Below are 14,338 nucleotides of genomic sequence, written 5' to 3'. Positions count from 1 at the left end.
TCGCCGCCATCGTACCGCCAATGCGGGAAAGTAGACGACCACTTTCTTTTTCATACAAGGCCTTGGAGATATCCCCCTCCAAGGCCTTCTTCGTTTTATACTAACCCCCAAACACCACACCACCCTTATACCGTTAGTTATACACACTTGTATAATCCCTTATCCACGTTTGGATAGGTCATTATCCACGTCTGGATAATTTATTACCCAATAAAATGTGTATTTTTGCCCATGTTATTGAAGTTTAATAGTAGAAACAAAAGTAACGAAAAGGGCTGAAATCCAAAAGAGGATTTTAGCCCTTAACTTTTATATAACAAAAATATTTACCGGACAGCAATAATAAGCAATATTAAATTCCCATCATGATGGGAGTTTGTATTGCCTATTGTAAAGACGATGATAAACCCTGTTTCATCGACTTGATGAATATAACTAAGCGAAGACTGCAATAGAATGCTTATTGGCACAGAAGTCTCGTTTCATCCCATACGAAAAGCCGCACGGTTGAGAAAAGGCTCAAACCGTGCGGGCTATATGATTAGGTAATGGAAGATGAAAGCTCTCATCGTTTCCCCGCGGAGCTTTCAAAAGGCACTCATCTTTATGAGGCTGCTTGGTATATCCACTCGTAGAAGAAGCTGCCGATACCGAAGAGTAAGATGCCGAACGTACAGATGGCAAGTGCAAGTTTGGTATTGAAATCGCTCTTGAAGGCGGGCAACGGGTTCTCGTTCTTGTTGATATACATGGCTTTCACGATGAGCAGATAGTAGTACAGGCTGATAACCGTGTTAATCAAAGCCAAGAACAATACGGCATACGCCCATGTACTGCCTTGCTGGGCAGCAGCCATAAAGACGAAGAACTTGCTGAACATGCCTGCAAACGGGGGAATACCACCGAGCGAGAAGAGGGCAAGTGTCATGAGGAGCGACAGCTTGGGATTGGTGGTGTACAGTCCGTTGTAGGCATCCATCTGCGTATTGCCGTGATTGTTTTGCTCTATCACGCTGATGATGGAAAAGACACTCATGTTTGCTACGATATAGATAAGTACGTAGTAAATGAGTGCGGCAACACCCATACTGCTGTTACCCACTACGGCCAGCATGATGTAGCCGGCTTGAGAGATGGAACTGAATGCCATGAAACGTTTCAGTTCGCTTTGACGGATGGCAAAGAGGTTGGCTACGGTGATACTCAACACGATGACGATGTAAAGCAGGTATTCCCAATAAACAGTCATCGGAGCGAATACTTTCATGAGTATAGTCATCAAAGTAAAGGCTGCCGCACCTTTGGAAATCACGCTTAGATAGCCCGTAACGGTAGTGGGCGCGCCTTGATAGGTGTCTGCTGTCCAGAAATGAAACGGTACTAAACTTATTTTAAAGCCAAGTCCGGTAAAGAAGAATACCAATCCCATGATGTTCATGGGTGTGACCGTTAGCTTTTCAACGACATCTTCAAAGTATAAGGTGCCTACCGAGCCATAGATGAAAGATATTCCATAGAGCATTACTCCGCTGGAGAATGTGGCTGTAAGGATGAACTTGGCTGCACCTTCTGCCGAGTTGGAACGGTATTTATCCATAGCCACAAGGCAGGCCAAGGGCACGGAAGCCATCTCCAATCCTAAGAAAAACATGAGGAAACTGCCCGAACTCATCATCATGAACATACCCAGCAGGGTGGAGATGGTGAGCATGTAGAACTCTCCCTCGTAACGTTTTGTGTCTTCACGCGACAGCCATTGTCGGCTTTGTATGAAAACAATGAGTGTTCCTGCAGCAAGTATGGTTTTCATGATGTTTACCGAGTGGGAAGTAACATACAGGCCTCCGAATGTCGAGACAGGTTCTTGCGGACAAATGTTGATAAGTACTTGTGCAAGCATCAGTATGCATACCAGCGGATTAAACCATTTACGTATCGTCTTGCCGGATGATATGAAATCGGCTAAAAAGACGATAACAAGCACAGCCATCAATGTGGCTTCGGGAATCATATTTAGAAATTGACTGTAATCCATTATCTATTCTGTTTATTAAAGTGATGCGATGACAGATATGCTGTTGATGTGTTCAATCATGGGGCCTATGGTATCGCTGATGACTTGGCTCGCCCAAAGGGGAGCAAGACCCAGTCCGGCCACACAAACGATAAGTCCGCAAACGGCAACTCTTTCATCCCAAGTTGCATCTGTTAAGGTTTCGTAGTGCGGGTTCTCCACTTTGTTGAACAGAATGAAGCCTACCGTGCGCAAGATGTAGACCGCCGTAACGACGATACTTGTGCAGGCAATGATGGTTGCAGCACGATGGAACGTGTCGGCGTTTTGGAATGAGCCGACGAAGATGGTCATTTCAGCCACGAAACCCGAGAAACCCGGTAATCCGAGGTTGGCCAAACCGGCTACGACATAACCTACTCCGAGGAAAGGCATAATCTTCATGAGACCGCTCAACTGACGGATATCACGTGTGTGTGTACGTCCGTAAATCATACCGATGAGCGCGAAGAAAAGTGCAGTCATCAATCCGTGAGACAACATCTGAAGGATGGCACCTGTACAAGATGTCTGTGTCATCATCAGGAGTGCGAAAAGTACCAATCCGCAGTGAGACACGGAAGAGTAGGCATTGATGTATTTCAAGTCTGTCTGTACACATGCGGAGAATGCTCCGTAAACAACGGAGATGGTCGTGAGTATCAAGAATATCCATGCAAGGTCGTGTGCAGCTTCAGGAAGCAGGAACATGGCAATGCGGAAGCAACCGTATCCTCCTAATTTCATCAACACTCCGGCATGTAACATGGAAACGGCTGTGGGCGCAGAGGCATGACCGTCGGGGCTCCAAGTATGGAATGGAAACAATGCACCGAGCACTCCGAAACCGATGAAGACAAAAGGAAAGAATACCTTCTGTATAGAAACGGGAATGTTGTGCATGGCCGCAATCTCAATCACATTCATGGTTGTTGCCCCACTGAAGAAGTAAATACCGAGAATACCGATAATGAGAAGAGCAGAACCGCCCATTAACATCAGGGTAAGTTTCATGGCTGCATACTCCTTGTTACCACTACCCCATACGCCGATAAGCAGATACATGGGAATCAACGCCACCTCATAGAACATGAACATGGTAAACATGTCGATGGAGATGAAGAATCCATATACACCTATCGACAAGAGTGTGAACCAAAGGAAGTATTCTTTCGTCATGGGCTTGAGCTGCCATGAGGCAAATGTTCCTGTGAAAACAATGATACTTGTCAGAAGTAACATCACAACAGAGATGCCATCGACACCTACCGAATAACAGATATTGAGTGGTGCGAACCAAACGGAACTGTAAGTAAAGAGCATGGGAGCCGTGTCTCCTGCTTGGCGCATCTGAATGAATATGATAGTGAGCCATATGGAGAGTGCAAGCAAACATGATGCACCTGCCACCATCACACTACGTACCTGATGGGTGTTGCGGGAAATCCAAAGACCCAACAACATCAGTGAAGGTATTAAGACGAATAATGTTAATATATTCATTTTTCTAACTTACATTATAAAATACATAACAATATTAAAGTAAGGGCTATGGAACCTGCCAGCAACCATGCGGCATAATGGCGTACATCGCCGCTCTGCCAGCCTCTGATACTCTCTCCGGCCTCGTTGGAGCTCCATGCAAGGAAGTTGAATGTACCGTCGATGACATGGCGGTCAAACCATGCAATGGGTGTACTTATGCAGCGAAAGATGATGCGGTGGGTAACGAATTGCCAGATTTCATCCATATAGAAACGCTTGTAGGCTGCTTGATGGAGTGTAGAGAATCTTCTGGCAAGGGCATCGGCCACCGGCGTTTCTTCTCCCTTATACATAAAGGTGGCAAGGGCAATGCCGCAAATCGCCAATATTGTGGATGAGATGGCTACCGTCCAATTCACATGAGTGTCAAAACTCAATCCGTTGGCCGATACAAAATGACCGAATGGAATCCATCCGCAGAGAATCGTAATGGCAGACAAGACAATGAGCGGTGTCGTCATCGTGAGAGGTGCCTCATGGGGTTTCTTTGCTCCCTGCTCTTGATGGGTCTCGTAATAGCTCTTTCCCCAGAATATCACATAATAGAGACGGAACATATAGAAAGCCGTCATCGCGGCAATAGCACTCATAATCATGCCCATTGCAGGATGGAAGTTGTAGCATGCCACTAAGATTTCATCCTTTGAGAAGAAACCGCTGAACGGGAAAATGCCGGCAATAGCCAAACAGCAGATAAGGAACGTGATGTGAGTAACTTTCATATATTTGCGTAAACCACCCATATATGCTTTTTCATTGGAATGCACTGCATGGATGATACATCCTGCTCCTAAGAATAAACAGGCCTTAAACATGGCATGGGTAAAGAGGTGGAACATGCCGGCCATATAACCAAGACCATTTACATCGGCAAATTCTTCGCTCGTTTGTGCCACAACGTTTGTCTCAGGGTCGGGCATGCAAACACCTAAAGCTACAAGCATGAAGCCGATTTGGGAAATGGTTGAGAATGCCAATACTCGTTTTATATCGCTCTGACAGCAAGCTACAGCTGCGGCATAGAATGCTGTAAAGGCTGCAATATAGGCTATCCAATGTAATGCTTGCGGAGCAAATTCGATGAAGAGAGGGAACAAGCTCGCTACAAGATATACGCCTGCAACGACCATTGTGGCTGCATGAATGAGTGCGGAGACAGGTGTCGGACCCTCCATAGCATCGGGCAACCATATATGAAGTGGGAACATGGCACTCTTTCCGGCACCTCCGATAAACATAAGGAAGAGTGCTGTGGGAATAATCCATGCGTTTTGGTGGAGTGCCTCCATGTTTTCAGGATTCATCTGTGACAGGTCGTAATTGAATGTCCCTACATAGAAACTGTAAATTAAGATACCTATCAGGAAGAACAAGTCGGCAAACCGTGTTACAATAAATGCCTTTTTTGAGGCGGCAACAGCTGCCTTTGTGGAATAATAGAAGCCGATGAGCAGATAGGAAGATACACCTACAAGTTCCCAGAACAGATACATTTGGAAGATGTTCGTAGCCACAACGAGCCCGAGCATCGACATGGTGAAGAGTGAAAGGAAAGCATAATAATGTTGGAAACCTTTCTCCCCGTGCATGTAACCAAAGGAATAAATATGTACCATGAGGCTGACCGTCGAAATAACGATGAGCATCATCACCGAGATAGGTGTCAGGCGGAATCCTATATGAAAGGTCAGTAGGTCGGTAAACCTAAGCCACGTCATGTCGAAAGCTGTTACCGTGGGGTACAACTGCCCCTCGCGCCCTGCTATCAGGAAGTATTCGATAGCTGTATAATAGCACAGTATCGTTACCGCAGCTAAGGAACAGGTTCCTATGAGGCCTGCTACCTTGTGGCTCATCTTCATACCTAAAAGTCCCACCACAAGGAAAGACAATGCAGGTAGAAGTAGTATTAAAAATACATAACTGTAATCCATAATCGCAATTTTATAATTTCATGTTTTCAATACTGTTCACCTGATCGCTCTTGAAGTGGCGGTAAACATTCAGAATGATGGCTACGGCCACTGCCGACTCTGCCGCACTGACTCCGATAGAGAAAAGAGTGAAGAAGAAGCCTTCAAACTCTCCCGGGTAAAGAATGCGGTTGAATGCGGCGAAATTAATATCTACGGCATTCAGAATCAGTTCTACGGAAATCAGCATAGCAATGAGATTGCGCCGCGTAATGAATCCGAAGACACCGATAAAGAACAAAAGTGCACTAAGCACAAAGAAGTATTCTACAGGTATTGTCATTTATTGTTCCTCCTTCTTTTTATGCGAAACCATCAGGCCGCCAATGATACAAGCCAAAAGGAATATGGAGATAAATTCAAAAGGTAGCACATATTGGTACTTCTCAGACCCCATGAGTGCTGTTCCGATAGTCTTCATCGGCACTTCGCTATCTGCCATTTCCATCGCTTTGTTTATGAATTCGTTCTTCAACAATACAGCCACGACTGTGACCAATCCCGCCAATGAGAGCAAAATGCCTAACACCAATTGGCTTCCTTTCACGTGTTCGGTCAGTCCTTGCAGCGTTCTTTTCGATACCAACTGTATGGCAAAGATGTATATCATCGTAATACCACCGGCATAGATGCTGAGCTGTGCTGCCCCTAAGAAAGTGTAGTCGAGCAGGAAATAGATGCCTGCGATTCCAAAGAGTACAAACAGCAAGAATGTGGCAGCGCGCATGATACGCTTTGTCATGACGCAAAATACGGCTGAAATCAAAATGATTGCAGCTAAAATTCCAAAGATAATTAGGTTTGCCATTATTTCGTTTCCTCCGTTTTTTCTGTTGAAGCATCCTCTGCCGCCTTAGCTGCAGCGGCAGCGGCTTTTTCCTCTTCTATTCTCTTTGCATTGGCCTCATACTGTTCCATAGCTTCCTTGGTAGGAGGAATGTTGAGATGCTGCACCAATACATTTCTGTCAAATACTGAGTTTTCAAAGTTATTTGAGAAGCGGATGGCATCATGCGGACAGGCATCTACACAGAGATTACAAAACATGCAGTCACCTAAGTCGTACACATAGTCGGTCAATAACTTCTTCTTCTTCCCGTCTTCTTTAACTACCATCTGACTTAATACGGTGATGGTGCCATTCGGACATGCTTTCTGGCATAACTCGCAAGCCACACATTTATTAACTCCGTTCTCGTCGTGGGGCATTGTCAATATGGCTCTATGCCGTTCCGAAATGTGTTCGGTCTTACGATTTTCAGGATATTGCTCCGTTACTTTCTTTGTGAAATATTCTTTCCATGTAACGCCGAGTCCCGTAAGCAGGGAGCTCATGCCATCCTTTATTTCGCCGAAATATGATTTTTTCTTGTCTTTCATCTTTCCCTTTCATTAGAAGTGAAGCCCGAAAGCTACCACGATAGTCATTAAAACCAGATTCAACAACGATAGAGGCATCAGATACTTCCATTCCAATTTCAATATCTGGTCTATGCGCAGGCGTGGATATGTCCACTTAATCCAAAGCAGAACCCATATCAGCATAAAGGTCTTTCCTAAGAACCATACGATGCCGGGGATATAGTCCATGATAGCATTGAAGCCCTCCCAGCCTCCGATATGTAAAGGCATCCATCCTCCAAGGAAGACAGTGGCAGCCAATCCGGCAACGATAAAGAGGTTCAAGTATTCTGCCAAATAGAAGAAACCGAAGCCCATGCCTGAATATTCCGTATGATAGCCGGCCGTTAATTCGCTCTCTGCCTCGGCAAGGTCAAAGGGACCGCGGTTTGCTTCGGCATTTCCGGCAATCAGGAAGACGAAGAACGCAATAAGCGCAGGTATGTGTCCTTTGAAGATAAGCCAGCCATCTGCCTGACTTTCTACAATTCCCGACATCTGCATGGTTCCCGTCAGAATGACTGCGGTGATAAGACATAGTCCAAGCGACATCTCGTAAGAAATCATCTGAACGGCTCCACGCATGGCTGAAACCACACCGAATTTATTGTTGGAGCTCCATCCAGCCATGAATATCCCTAACACACCGATGCTGGAAACGGCTGTTACTAAGAAGATGCCTACATTGAAATCGAGAATAGAAGCTCCTTTGTTCCATGGCAGGAACGAATAAGCGCCTACTGAACCGATAAGCACCAAAAACGGTGCGAGTGTGTAAAGAAACTTATCTGCCTTATCGACAGGAAAGATTTCTTTTATCAACATCTTGAGCACATCTGCCAAAACTTGCAGCAATCCCCAAGGTCCGACACGCATCGGGCCTAACCGGCATTGGAAGTATGCACACACTTTGCGCTCCATAAAAATAAGAATGATAGCGAAGACGGCGTAAGATAATAGTATCAGTAGCCCCACTACTACGCATTCTATGAGAATTGACGCGAGGTCTCCGAGCCCTAATGTGTTTCGGAGAAGACCGTCAAACCATGTCGTTATAATAGAAAAATCAAACACTTCAGTTAATTTTTATAGTTGATGATGAATGTTTAACGGTCAATGTCGGGTATGACATAGTCCATCGAAGCGCCTACAGCAATAAGGTCTCCTATCTTTTCGCCTCTGCAGGCCGTATCAAGGGCGGCAACCAAGGGTAGTCCCATAGGTCGGAATTTCAGTCGATACGGCATCTTGTCGCCTCTGGAGTCGAGATAAACGCCAATCTCGCCACGGCTTCCCTCACAGGAGAAGTACCATTGTCCCTCGGGAACTTTGATGACAGGTTTCTGCTTGATATAGAAGTCGCCTTCGGGAATATTGTCTATCAGTTGTTCGAGAATGTGAACACTCTGCTCCATTTCTTTCATACGTACCATGTAACGGTCGAAGCTGTCGCCGTTGTTATACACGATTTCTTTGAAGTCTACTTGGTTGTAAAGGTCGTAAGGATGGTTCTTTCTCACATCGTTAGCCCATCCGGCAGCACGCCCTGTACCTCCCGTACATCCATAAGAAATCACCTCTTCCTTTGACAATACGCCGACATTCTTAAACCGGTTCTGCAAAATCACATTGCCGGTAAGGATATCCTGATATTCTCTGAACTTCGGTTTGATATACTCGCAAAGTTTCTTCACATTTCTTGCGAAGTTCGGATCAATATCATCCAACAGTCCACCTATTTTATAATAGTTCTGTATCAAGCGTCCGCCGGTGGTCTCTTCCATGACGTTGAGCACCTCTTCTCTGTCGCGCATGCCATAGATAAATGCTGTCAGGGCACCCAAGTCCTGTCCGCAGCAACTGTAGAACAGCAGATGGCTGTCCAAGCGTTGCAATTCATCCATGATGGTACGGATATATTTGATACGGTCGGAGAGCTCTATGCCCATTGCCTCCTCTATGACACCCACCAATGCATGGCGGTTCATCATTGCGCTAAGGTAGTCTAAACGGTCTGTAAAAGGAAGTATCTGCGGGTACAAATAGCTTTCCGATATCTTTTCCACAGCACGGTGTATATAGCCACAATGCGGATAAATACGTTTGATAACCTCACCGTCGAGTACGGTTTGAAGCCGTAACACGCCATGTGTTGCAGGGTGTTGAGGGCCGATGTTGATAACGTATTCGTCGTCAGTAAATAGCGGTACTTTCTTTTCTAAAACGTTCCCATGATGATCCAACTCGTATTGCAGCGTATAATCAGGCTCCAAATCATCCTCCAAAGGAAACTTGTTCTTCTCCGGATCCATGTCATAATCCTTTCGGAAAGGATAGCCTTGGAAATCGGAGCGCAGGAATAAGCGGCGCATGTCTGGGTTCCCGATGAATCGGATGCCGTAGAAGTCGTACACTTCGCGTTCCAACAGCTCTGCACCTTTCCACAAATGACATACGGAGGGTAAGTAAGCGTTGTCTCGTTCCTTAGCGATGAGTTTCACGCTGATACGTTCGTGTGTTTCGGTGTTTTCCAACAGATAGATACACCCTAAGCCTTCTTCGCCGAAGTCTTCGCCGATGATGGTTACAAGGAAGTCTAAATGCTGCTCGTTTCTGAGTTTCTCCATTTCTGTGGGGAACGCATTCAGCTCAAATATTTTATTTTCCAGCTTCATATCGGTTACTCCTTATTTATTTTAAAGTCTTCCGGCACGTCATTAACGATAATCGGTTTCTTTTCTTTATGATTGGCTCCACCGAAGAACTTCTCAACTTTTATCTTGCGCTGAAGCTGCATCATGCCGTAAAGGATGGCTTCCGGTCGTGGCGGACATCCGGGAATGTATACATCAACGGGAACTATCTCATTGATACCTCTTACTACATGATAGCTGGACTTGAACGGTCCGCCCGAAATGGCACAGCCGCCGACAGCGATAACGTATTTCGGTTCGGCCATCTCGTCATACAATCTCTTGAACACAGGTGCCATTTTGTTGGTAATAGTGCCTGCACACATAATGAGATCGGCCTGTCTTGGCGAGTTACGGGTCACCTCGAAGCCGAAGCGGGCAAAGTCGTAGCGGGCACAACCCACAGACATGAATTCTATACCGCAGCAACTTGTGGCAAATGTCAATGACCACAGAGAGTTCGACCGCCCCCAGTTAATGAGGTCGTCGAGCGTTCCCAAGACCACGTTTGTTCCGCCTTCATGCAACTCTTGGGCAATTTTCTCCAGCGATTCGTTGTCTTTAAATTCCTTGTACGGAATACTCTTGATATTCGGTTTCTTCATTCCCATTCGAGTGCTCCTTTCCGCCATGCGTATGCAAGGCCAAATACCAGTACCAACATAAAGAAGCCGATGCTGACAAGAGCCATGCTTCCGAATTCTTTAACAACTACTGCCCACGGGTAAAGGAAGACAGTTTCCACGTCGAACATAAGGAAAAGGATGGCGAAAAGATAGTAGCCTATATGCACAGGTATCCATGCCGACCCCCGTGTAGGTATGCCACATTCAAACGGTTCTCCTTTTACCTTGTTATAAGAGCGCGGACCTATCCACTTAGCGATGGCGTATGCCGCCACAACTAAGAAAACAGCCGTTATTAAAACGGTGATGAACAAGATAAAATACATAAGTTCTTCAATAATATGCTTTAAAAATCTTTTACGCTATAGGTAGGCCTTGCATATAAAAAACACTCCCAAGGGTTTGAAAGTGTCATCTGTTTTGCTAAGCGGTGGCAAAGATAGTAAATTAATTCTTATAACCTCTCAATATTTATAAATTTTTCTTTCAAAGGAATAAATCTGACGGAATATACGGTGTTTTTTCGCGTATGATAAGGAGATTGCATGCCCAATAAAACAGGAAAATTGTACCGGAAGACGGATGCTGGTTTCCAATCAATTCCTGAAAGCATAGCTCTGACACTGTAAGAGCTAAGCTATTAGTTCGTAAAAGCATAGCTTCAAGCGTGTAAAAGCTAAGAGATGAGATGTCTGCGGCGTATCGAGCGAGAACTATTTGATAATAAACGAGATATGAAATGACTTATGCTGTGTGGTTTTGAAGTATTTTTCCAAAGGTAGGATGAGTTACTTTTAGACTTGCCGGATGCATACTCTTACGGCGCAAAAAACGAAAAAACAGAAAATAACGATGAATGAATATTGCAATATTCAAAAATATATGATAACTTTGGCGCATAATTTTAAAACAAGAAAAAAGAACGAAGATGAAACAAAAACAGAATTTTTATTTATTCATTTGTCTCATAATGATGTTTTCTTTTGCTGTTTCAAGTTGCTCCAGCGATAATGAAAACACGAAAAAGGCACTTCCCGAGGCTGACATCGCTAAGGCAAAAGGACTGTTGAACGGTGATATTGTATTGTCTACCAAGGCCTATTTGAAAGGAGTGGATAATACGTTGCTGCCGACGGGCTGTCCTACAAAGTTTAATTTTACATGGAAAGAGAATGACATCATGGTATTGTCATTGCCCAACTTCAAAGTAGGAAAGATGCCATTCAGCGTTACATTCAGGTGCGAAACCAAGTTCTTGCAATTAGGAACATGGGAAAAAGACGAACATAAAGGCAGTGGCTGGGTCAAGTTTGAAGGCACGGACGGAAACGTTTCCACATCGGCGAGCGATACGGAGACTAAAAAACAGGTAGCGGAGCCGGTGTAAAGGGGTATTTGAACATAAATACCGGTGAAATAGAATTTGCCGTTGATTACAATTTCATGGGTGCTCGTTCGGAATGTTTCTTGCAAACCATCGATAAAAACCGTATCAAGAACTTTGAACAGGAACTTGCCAAATACGAAAAAGACTTGGCGGAATGGAAGAAAAATCACGGCCTGTAAGGTGTGCTTCCATTGTTCGCAGCTTTGAAAAGTAAACGGGAAAAGAGGGAATGAGAGAACGCAAGTACTCCCATCCCCTCTTTTTAGCAGATAAAAGATGCCTGACAAATCAATGAAAGGAATCAGACTCATGTTTTTTTTATGGCTTTTGTGCGCAGGTTATGCCGGCGTACAAGCACAGCATGTTGTCAAGTTCACAGTGAAAGAGAAAGGAACGGAACAGCCCATGGTGGCCGCTGTTATCACGTATGCTGCCGACCGTCAGATGCAAAAACCGACGAGTGTGCTGACAGACGTAGAGGGACATGCTGTGATTTCCTTTCCTGAAAGAGGCATTATATATTATAAGGTGGCGTCGAATGGTTACGCCGTTGTGAGCGGAGCTGTGGAACCCACGATGCAAGAGGTAAATATCTACATGCGCGAAGACGTGATGCACCTGAGCGACATTGTGGTAACAGGTTCGCGAACAGAGCGTCCCATCAAACTCTCGGCCATCACCACGCAGGTGATTGGCGGTAAAGCGTTGGTAGATGCAGGCTATGGAGACCTGAAACATGCCTTGCAACAGGAGACACCCGGATTGAATATACAGAAAGTAGGCTTTGGTAACGATATCTCCATGCAGGGGCTTGATGCGCGCCATGTACTCTTTTTGCACGACGGAGAACGCATGACAGGCGATATGGCAGGCAACTTAGATTACGAACGATTCAACCTGCACGCTATCGACCGCATAGAAATCGTGAAAGGAGCCAGCAGCACCCTTTACGGAAGCAGGGCTTCCGGAGCGGTCATCAACCTCATATCGAAGAAGACACTCAAACCTCTCGACATACAGGCAGGGCTGCGCTACGGGCAGATGAACGAGCGCAACTTCCGCAACCCTTCAAAGAAAGACTTTCTGTATATGTTTGAGAAAAACAGCGACCGCCCCAATTTGCAGGCGTGGGTCTCGGCAGGTGCGAGAATGGGCATGGTTACTTCGCAGACCGACGTTTGGTACAGCGAGTGTGATGCCTTTTACCTGTACCAATCAGAACACGATAAAAAGGTGTACACAAAGGAGGCCAATCCCTTTCTTCCCCACGATATCACGATGACAAGCGAGACCCCGCGTCCACCCATGGGCATCGAAGGGACGGAGCATATTTCAGCATCGCAGAAGTTATATTTCGAACCTTGCAAGAACCTAAGCATGGAAGCCTACGGTGCACTCTTCTATATGAACACCTACGACCTGATACAAGACATGAATTTCACACAGTCGCGCGACTTTATGACGGGCTTTAAGGCCAACTATAAAGTCAAGGATTGGTTTGCCATGCACCTCTCCTTGCACGGTGATTTCTATAATCGCTTCAAACGACACGAACGTATCGACTATCGAAAGAAGGTGTATGAGAGTACGATATGGGAGCCGCGCTTTTCCATTACGAGCCATTATTTGAAGGGACATGCGATGATTCTCGGCGTGGAGCATACGAGCGACGAACTGACAAGCGACCGTTTCGTGCGCAGAACGATGACTACCCGCGCATTGAAAGAAACCGAATATTTTGCGCAAGACGAGTGGACTGTCAACGACCGATGGATGTTATCGGCCGGCGTGCGTACCAATTTCTCCGAAGTATTCGGCTTCATGTGGATGCCGAAGCTGGCCATGAAGTTCTCACCCGACGACCGATGGTCTTTCCGAGCTAACTATTCCATGGGGTATCGCGCACCGAGCATCAAGGAACTCTTCTTCAATTGGGACCATTTAGGCATGTTTCAAATTCGCGGCAACGAATATCTGAACCCCGAGAAAAACAACTATTTTGCAGTAGGAACCGAATATAGCAGCCGGCGATTCTTCATGAATGTGAACCTCTACGGCAACTTCTTCCGCAAGAAAATAGAAGGAGTGTGGCGTGTTTACGACATGCAATACAACTTTGAATACACCAACCTAAGTCGTCAACGCATGTTGGGCGTGGAGGCATTGATGAAATGGAAGATACTCGACGGCCTCGCCATGAACGCTACCTACAGCTTTGTGAACGTGAGCAAACAGCACGGCGTACAGGTAAACACCACCTCGCCGCATGCTGCAACGGGAAGTATCGACTATAGGCTCGACCGCAGAAACTACCGCCTCGGCGTGGTATTGAGCGCATCGTTTATGGGGCGGAAACAGTTCGACGTGCAAGACCGTCTGTGGGTAGACGGGCACGCCAAGAGTTACGATGCCTATTTTCGCTGTACGTTGCCCGCCTATGTGCTCTGCAATCTTTCGCTCTCGCAGACGTTCTACAACAAAGCGAAGCTCACACTTGGGGTGGACAACCTCTTCAACTACGTGCCCCGCACGCTGGGTTCGGGCATTACGATGTTCAACATACCCGCCACCACCGGTGCCCGCGCATGGCTGCAAGCCGAAATTCTATTAGACAACATCATCAACACGCTAAAGAAGAAACGGAAATGATACGAGCTACT

At 45.8% G+C, this 14,338-nt stretch carries 11 protein-coding genes and 1 pseudogene; 2 read left to right on the top strand and 10 right to left on the bottom strand.

The window, feature by feature from the left end; all coding sequences use genetic code 11:
• Nucleotides 1-604 precede the first annotated feature (604 nt).
• Genes HMPREF0658_RS03755 through HMPREF0658_RS03710 form a run of 10 tightly spaced genes read right to left on the bottom strand, consistent with a single transcriptional unit; the run spans nt 605 to nt 10,617 of the window.
• Entirely contained in the window at nt 605-2,035 is a 1,431-nt protein-coding gene (locus tag HMPREF0658_RS03755; protein WP_006948659.1) for an NADH-quinone oxidoreductase subunit N, read from the bottom strand.
• 15 nt (nt 2,036-2,050) lie between these two features.
• Nucleotides 2,051-3,556 (bottom strand): complex I subunit 4 family protein, encoded by a 1,506-nt coding sequence (locus tag HMPREF0658_RS03750; protein ID WP_024991127.1) that lies wholly within the window; start codon nt 3,554-3,556, stop codon nt 2,051-2,053.
• A 14-nt stretch (nt 3,557-3,570) separates the two neighbouring features.
• Entirely contained in the window at nt 3,571-5,532 is a 1,962-nt protein-coding gene (locus HMPREF0658_RS03745; RefSeq protein WP_006948651.1) for an NADH-quinone oxidoreductase subunit 5 family protein, read from the bottom strand.
• A gap of 10 nt (nt 5,533-5,542) precedes the next feature.
• Entirely contained in the window at nt 5,543-5,854 is a 312-nt protein-coding gene (gene nuoK, locus HMPREF0658_RS03740) for an NADH-quinone oxidoreductase subunit NuoK (RefSeq protein ID WP_006948650.1), read from the bottom strand.
• The gene (locus HMPREF0658_RS03735) at nt 5,855-6,379 is read right to left on the bottom strand and encodes an NADH-quinone oxidoreductase subunit J family protein (protein WP_006948647.1); all 525 of its coding nucleotides are present in this window, start codon (nt 6,377-6,379) and stop codon (nt 5,855-5,857) included.
• The gene (locus HMPREF0658_RS03730) at nt 6,379-6,951 is read right to left on the bottom strand and encodes a NuoI/complex I 23 kDa subunit family protein (protein WP_006948644.1); all 573 of its coding nucleotides are present in this window, start codon (nt 6,949-6,951) and stop codon (nt 6,379-6,381) included. Before HMPREF0658_RS03730 ends, HMPREF0658_RS03735 begins: the two co-directional genes overlap by 1 nt.
• 12 nt (nt 6,952-6,963) lie before the next feature.
• Entirely contained in the window at nt 6,964-8,046 is a 1,083-nt protein-coding gene (gene nuoH / locus HMPREF0658_RS03725; protein WP_006948643.1) for an NADH-quinone oxidoreductase subunit NuoH, read from the bottom strand.
• Nucleotides 8,047-8,078: 32 nt separating this feature from the next.
• Nucleotides 8,079-9,647 carry an NADH-quinone oxidoreductase subunit D gene (locus HMPREF0658_RS03720; protein ID WP_006948642.1) on the bottom strand — a complete coding sequence of 523 codons (1,569 nt, stop codon included), beginning with the start codon at nt 9,645-9,647 and terminating at the stop codon, nt 8,079-8,081.
• Nucleotides 9,648-9,652: 5 nt separating this feature from the next.
• A complete protein-coding gene (locus HMPREF0658_RS03715) occupies nt 9,653-10,276 on the bottom strand; it encodes an NADH-quinone oxidoreductase subunit B (RefSeq protein ID WP_006948640.1) in 624 nt (207 codons plus the stop codon).
• Entirely contained in the window at nt 10,267-10,617 is a 351-nt protein-coding gene (locus HMPREF0658_RS03710) for an NADH-quinone oxidoreductase subunit A (RefSeq protein ID WP_006948639.1), read from the bottom strand. Before HMPREF0658_RS03710 ends, HMPREF0658_RS03715 begins: the two co-directional genes overlap by 10 nt.
• A 602-nt stretch (nt 10,618-11,219) precedes the next feature.
• Here HMPREF0658_RS03710 and HMPREF0658_RS03705 point away from each other — a divergent pair.
• Both HMPREF0658_RS03705 and HMPREF0658_RS03700 read left to right on the top strand, forming a co-directional pair.
• A pseudogene (locus HMPREF0658_RS03705) lies at nt 11,220-11,857 on the top strand (DUF4903 family protein).
• 112 nt (nt 11,858-11,969) lie between these two features.
• Nucleotides 11,970-14,327 carry a TonB-dependent receptor plug domain-containing protein gene (locus tag HMPREF0658_RS03700; RefSeq protein WP_024991128.1) on the top strand — a complete coding sequence of 786 codons (2,358 nt, stop codon included), beginning with the start codon at nt 11,970-11,972 and terminating at the stop codon, nt 14,325-14,327.
• Nucleotides 14,328-14,338 lie beyond the last annotated feature (11 nt).

The organism is Hoylesella marshii DSM 16973 = JCM 13450, from assembly GCF_000146675.1.
Taxonomy (GTDB): Bacteria; Bacteroidota; Bacteroidia; order Bacteroidales; family Bacteroidaceae; genus Prevotella; species Prevotella marshii.
This window is presented reverse-complemented; position numbering and strand designations above follow the sequence as displayed.

What these genes read in the sequence shown, in the direction of transcription:
- HMPREF0658_RS03755 (WP_006948659.1), bottom strand. Translation starts at nt 2,035, where the DNA reads ATGGATTACAGTCAATTTCTAAATATGATTCCCGAAGCCACATTGATG.
- HMPREF0658_RS03745 (WP_006948651.1), bottom strand. Translation starts at nt 5,532, where the DNA reads ATGGATTACAGTTATGTATTTTTAATACTACTTCTACCTGCATTGTCT.
- HMPREF0658_RS03730 (WP_006948644.1), bottom strand. Translation starts at nt 6,951, where the DNA reads ATGAAAGACAAGAAAAAATCATATTTCGGCGAAATAAAGGATGGCATG.
- HMPREF0658_RS03750 (WP_024991127.1), bottom strand. Translation starts at nt 3,556, where the DNA reads ATGAATATATTAACATTATTCGTCTTAATACCTTCACTGATGTTGTTG.
- HMPREF0658_RS03735 (WP_006948647.1), bottom strand. Translation starts at nt 6,379, where the DNA reads ATGGCAAACCTAATTATCTTTGGAATTTTAGCTGCAATCATTTTGATT.
- nuoK (WP_006948650.1), bottom strand. Translation starts at nt 5,854, where the DNA reads ATGACAATACCTGTAGAATACTTCTTTGTGCTTAGTGCACTTTTGTTC.
- HMPREF0658_RS03710 (WP_006948639.1), bottom strand. Translation starts at nt 10,617, where the DNA reads ATGTATTTTATCTTGTTCATCACCGTTTTAATAACGGCTGTTTTCTTA.
- HMPREF0658_RS03715 (WP_006948640.1), bottom strand. Translation starts at nt 10,276, where the DNA reads ATGGGAATGAAGAAACCGAATATCAAGAGTATTCCGTACAAGGAATTT.
- HMPREF0658_RS03700 (WP_024991128.1), top strand. Translation starts at nt 11,970, where the DNA reads ATGAAAGGAATCAGACTCATGTTTTTTTTATGGCTTTTGTGCGCAGGT.
- HMPREF0658_RS03720 (WP_006948642.1), bottom strand. Translation starts at nt 9,647, where the DNA reads ATGAAGCTGGAAAATAAAATATTTGAGCTGAATGCGTTCCCCACAGAA.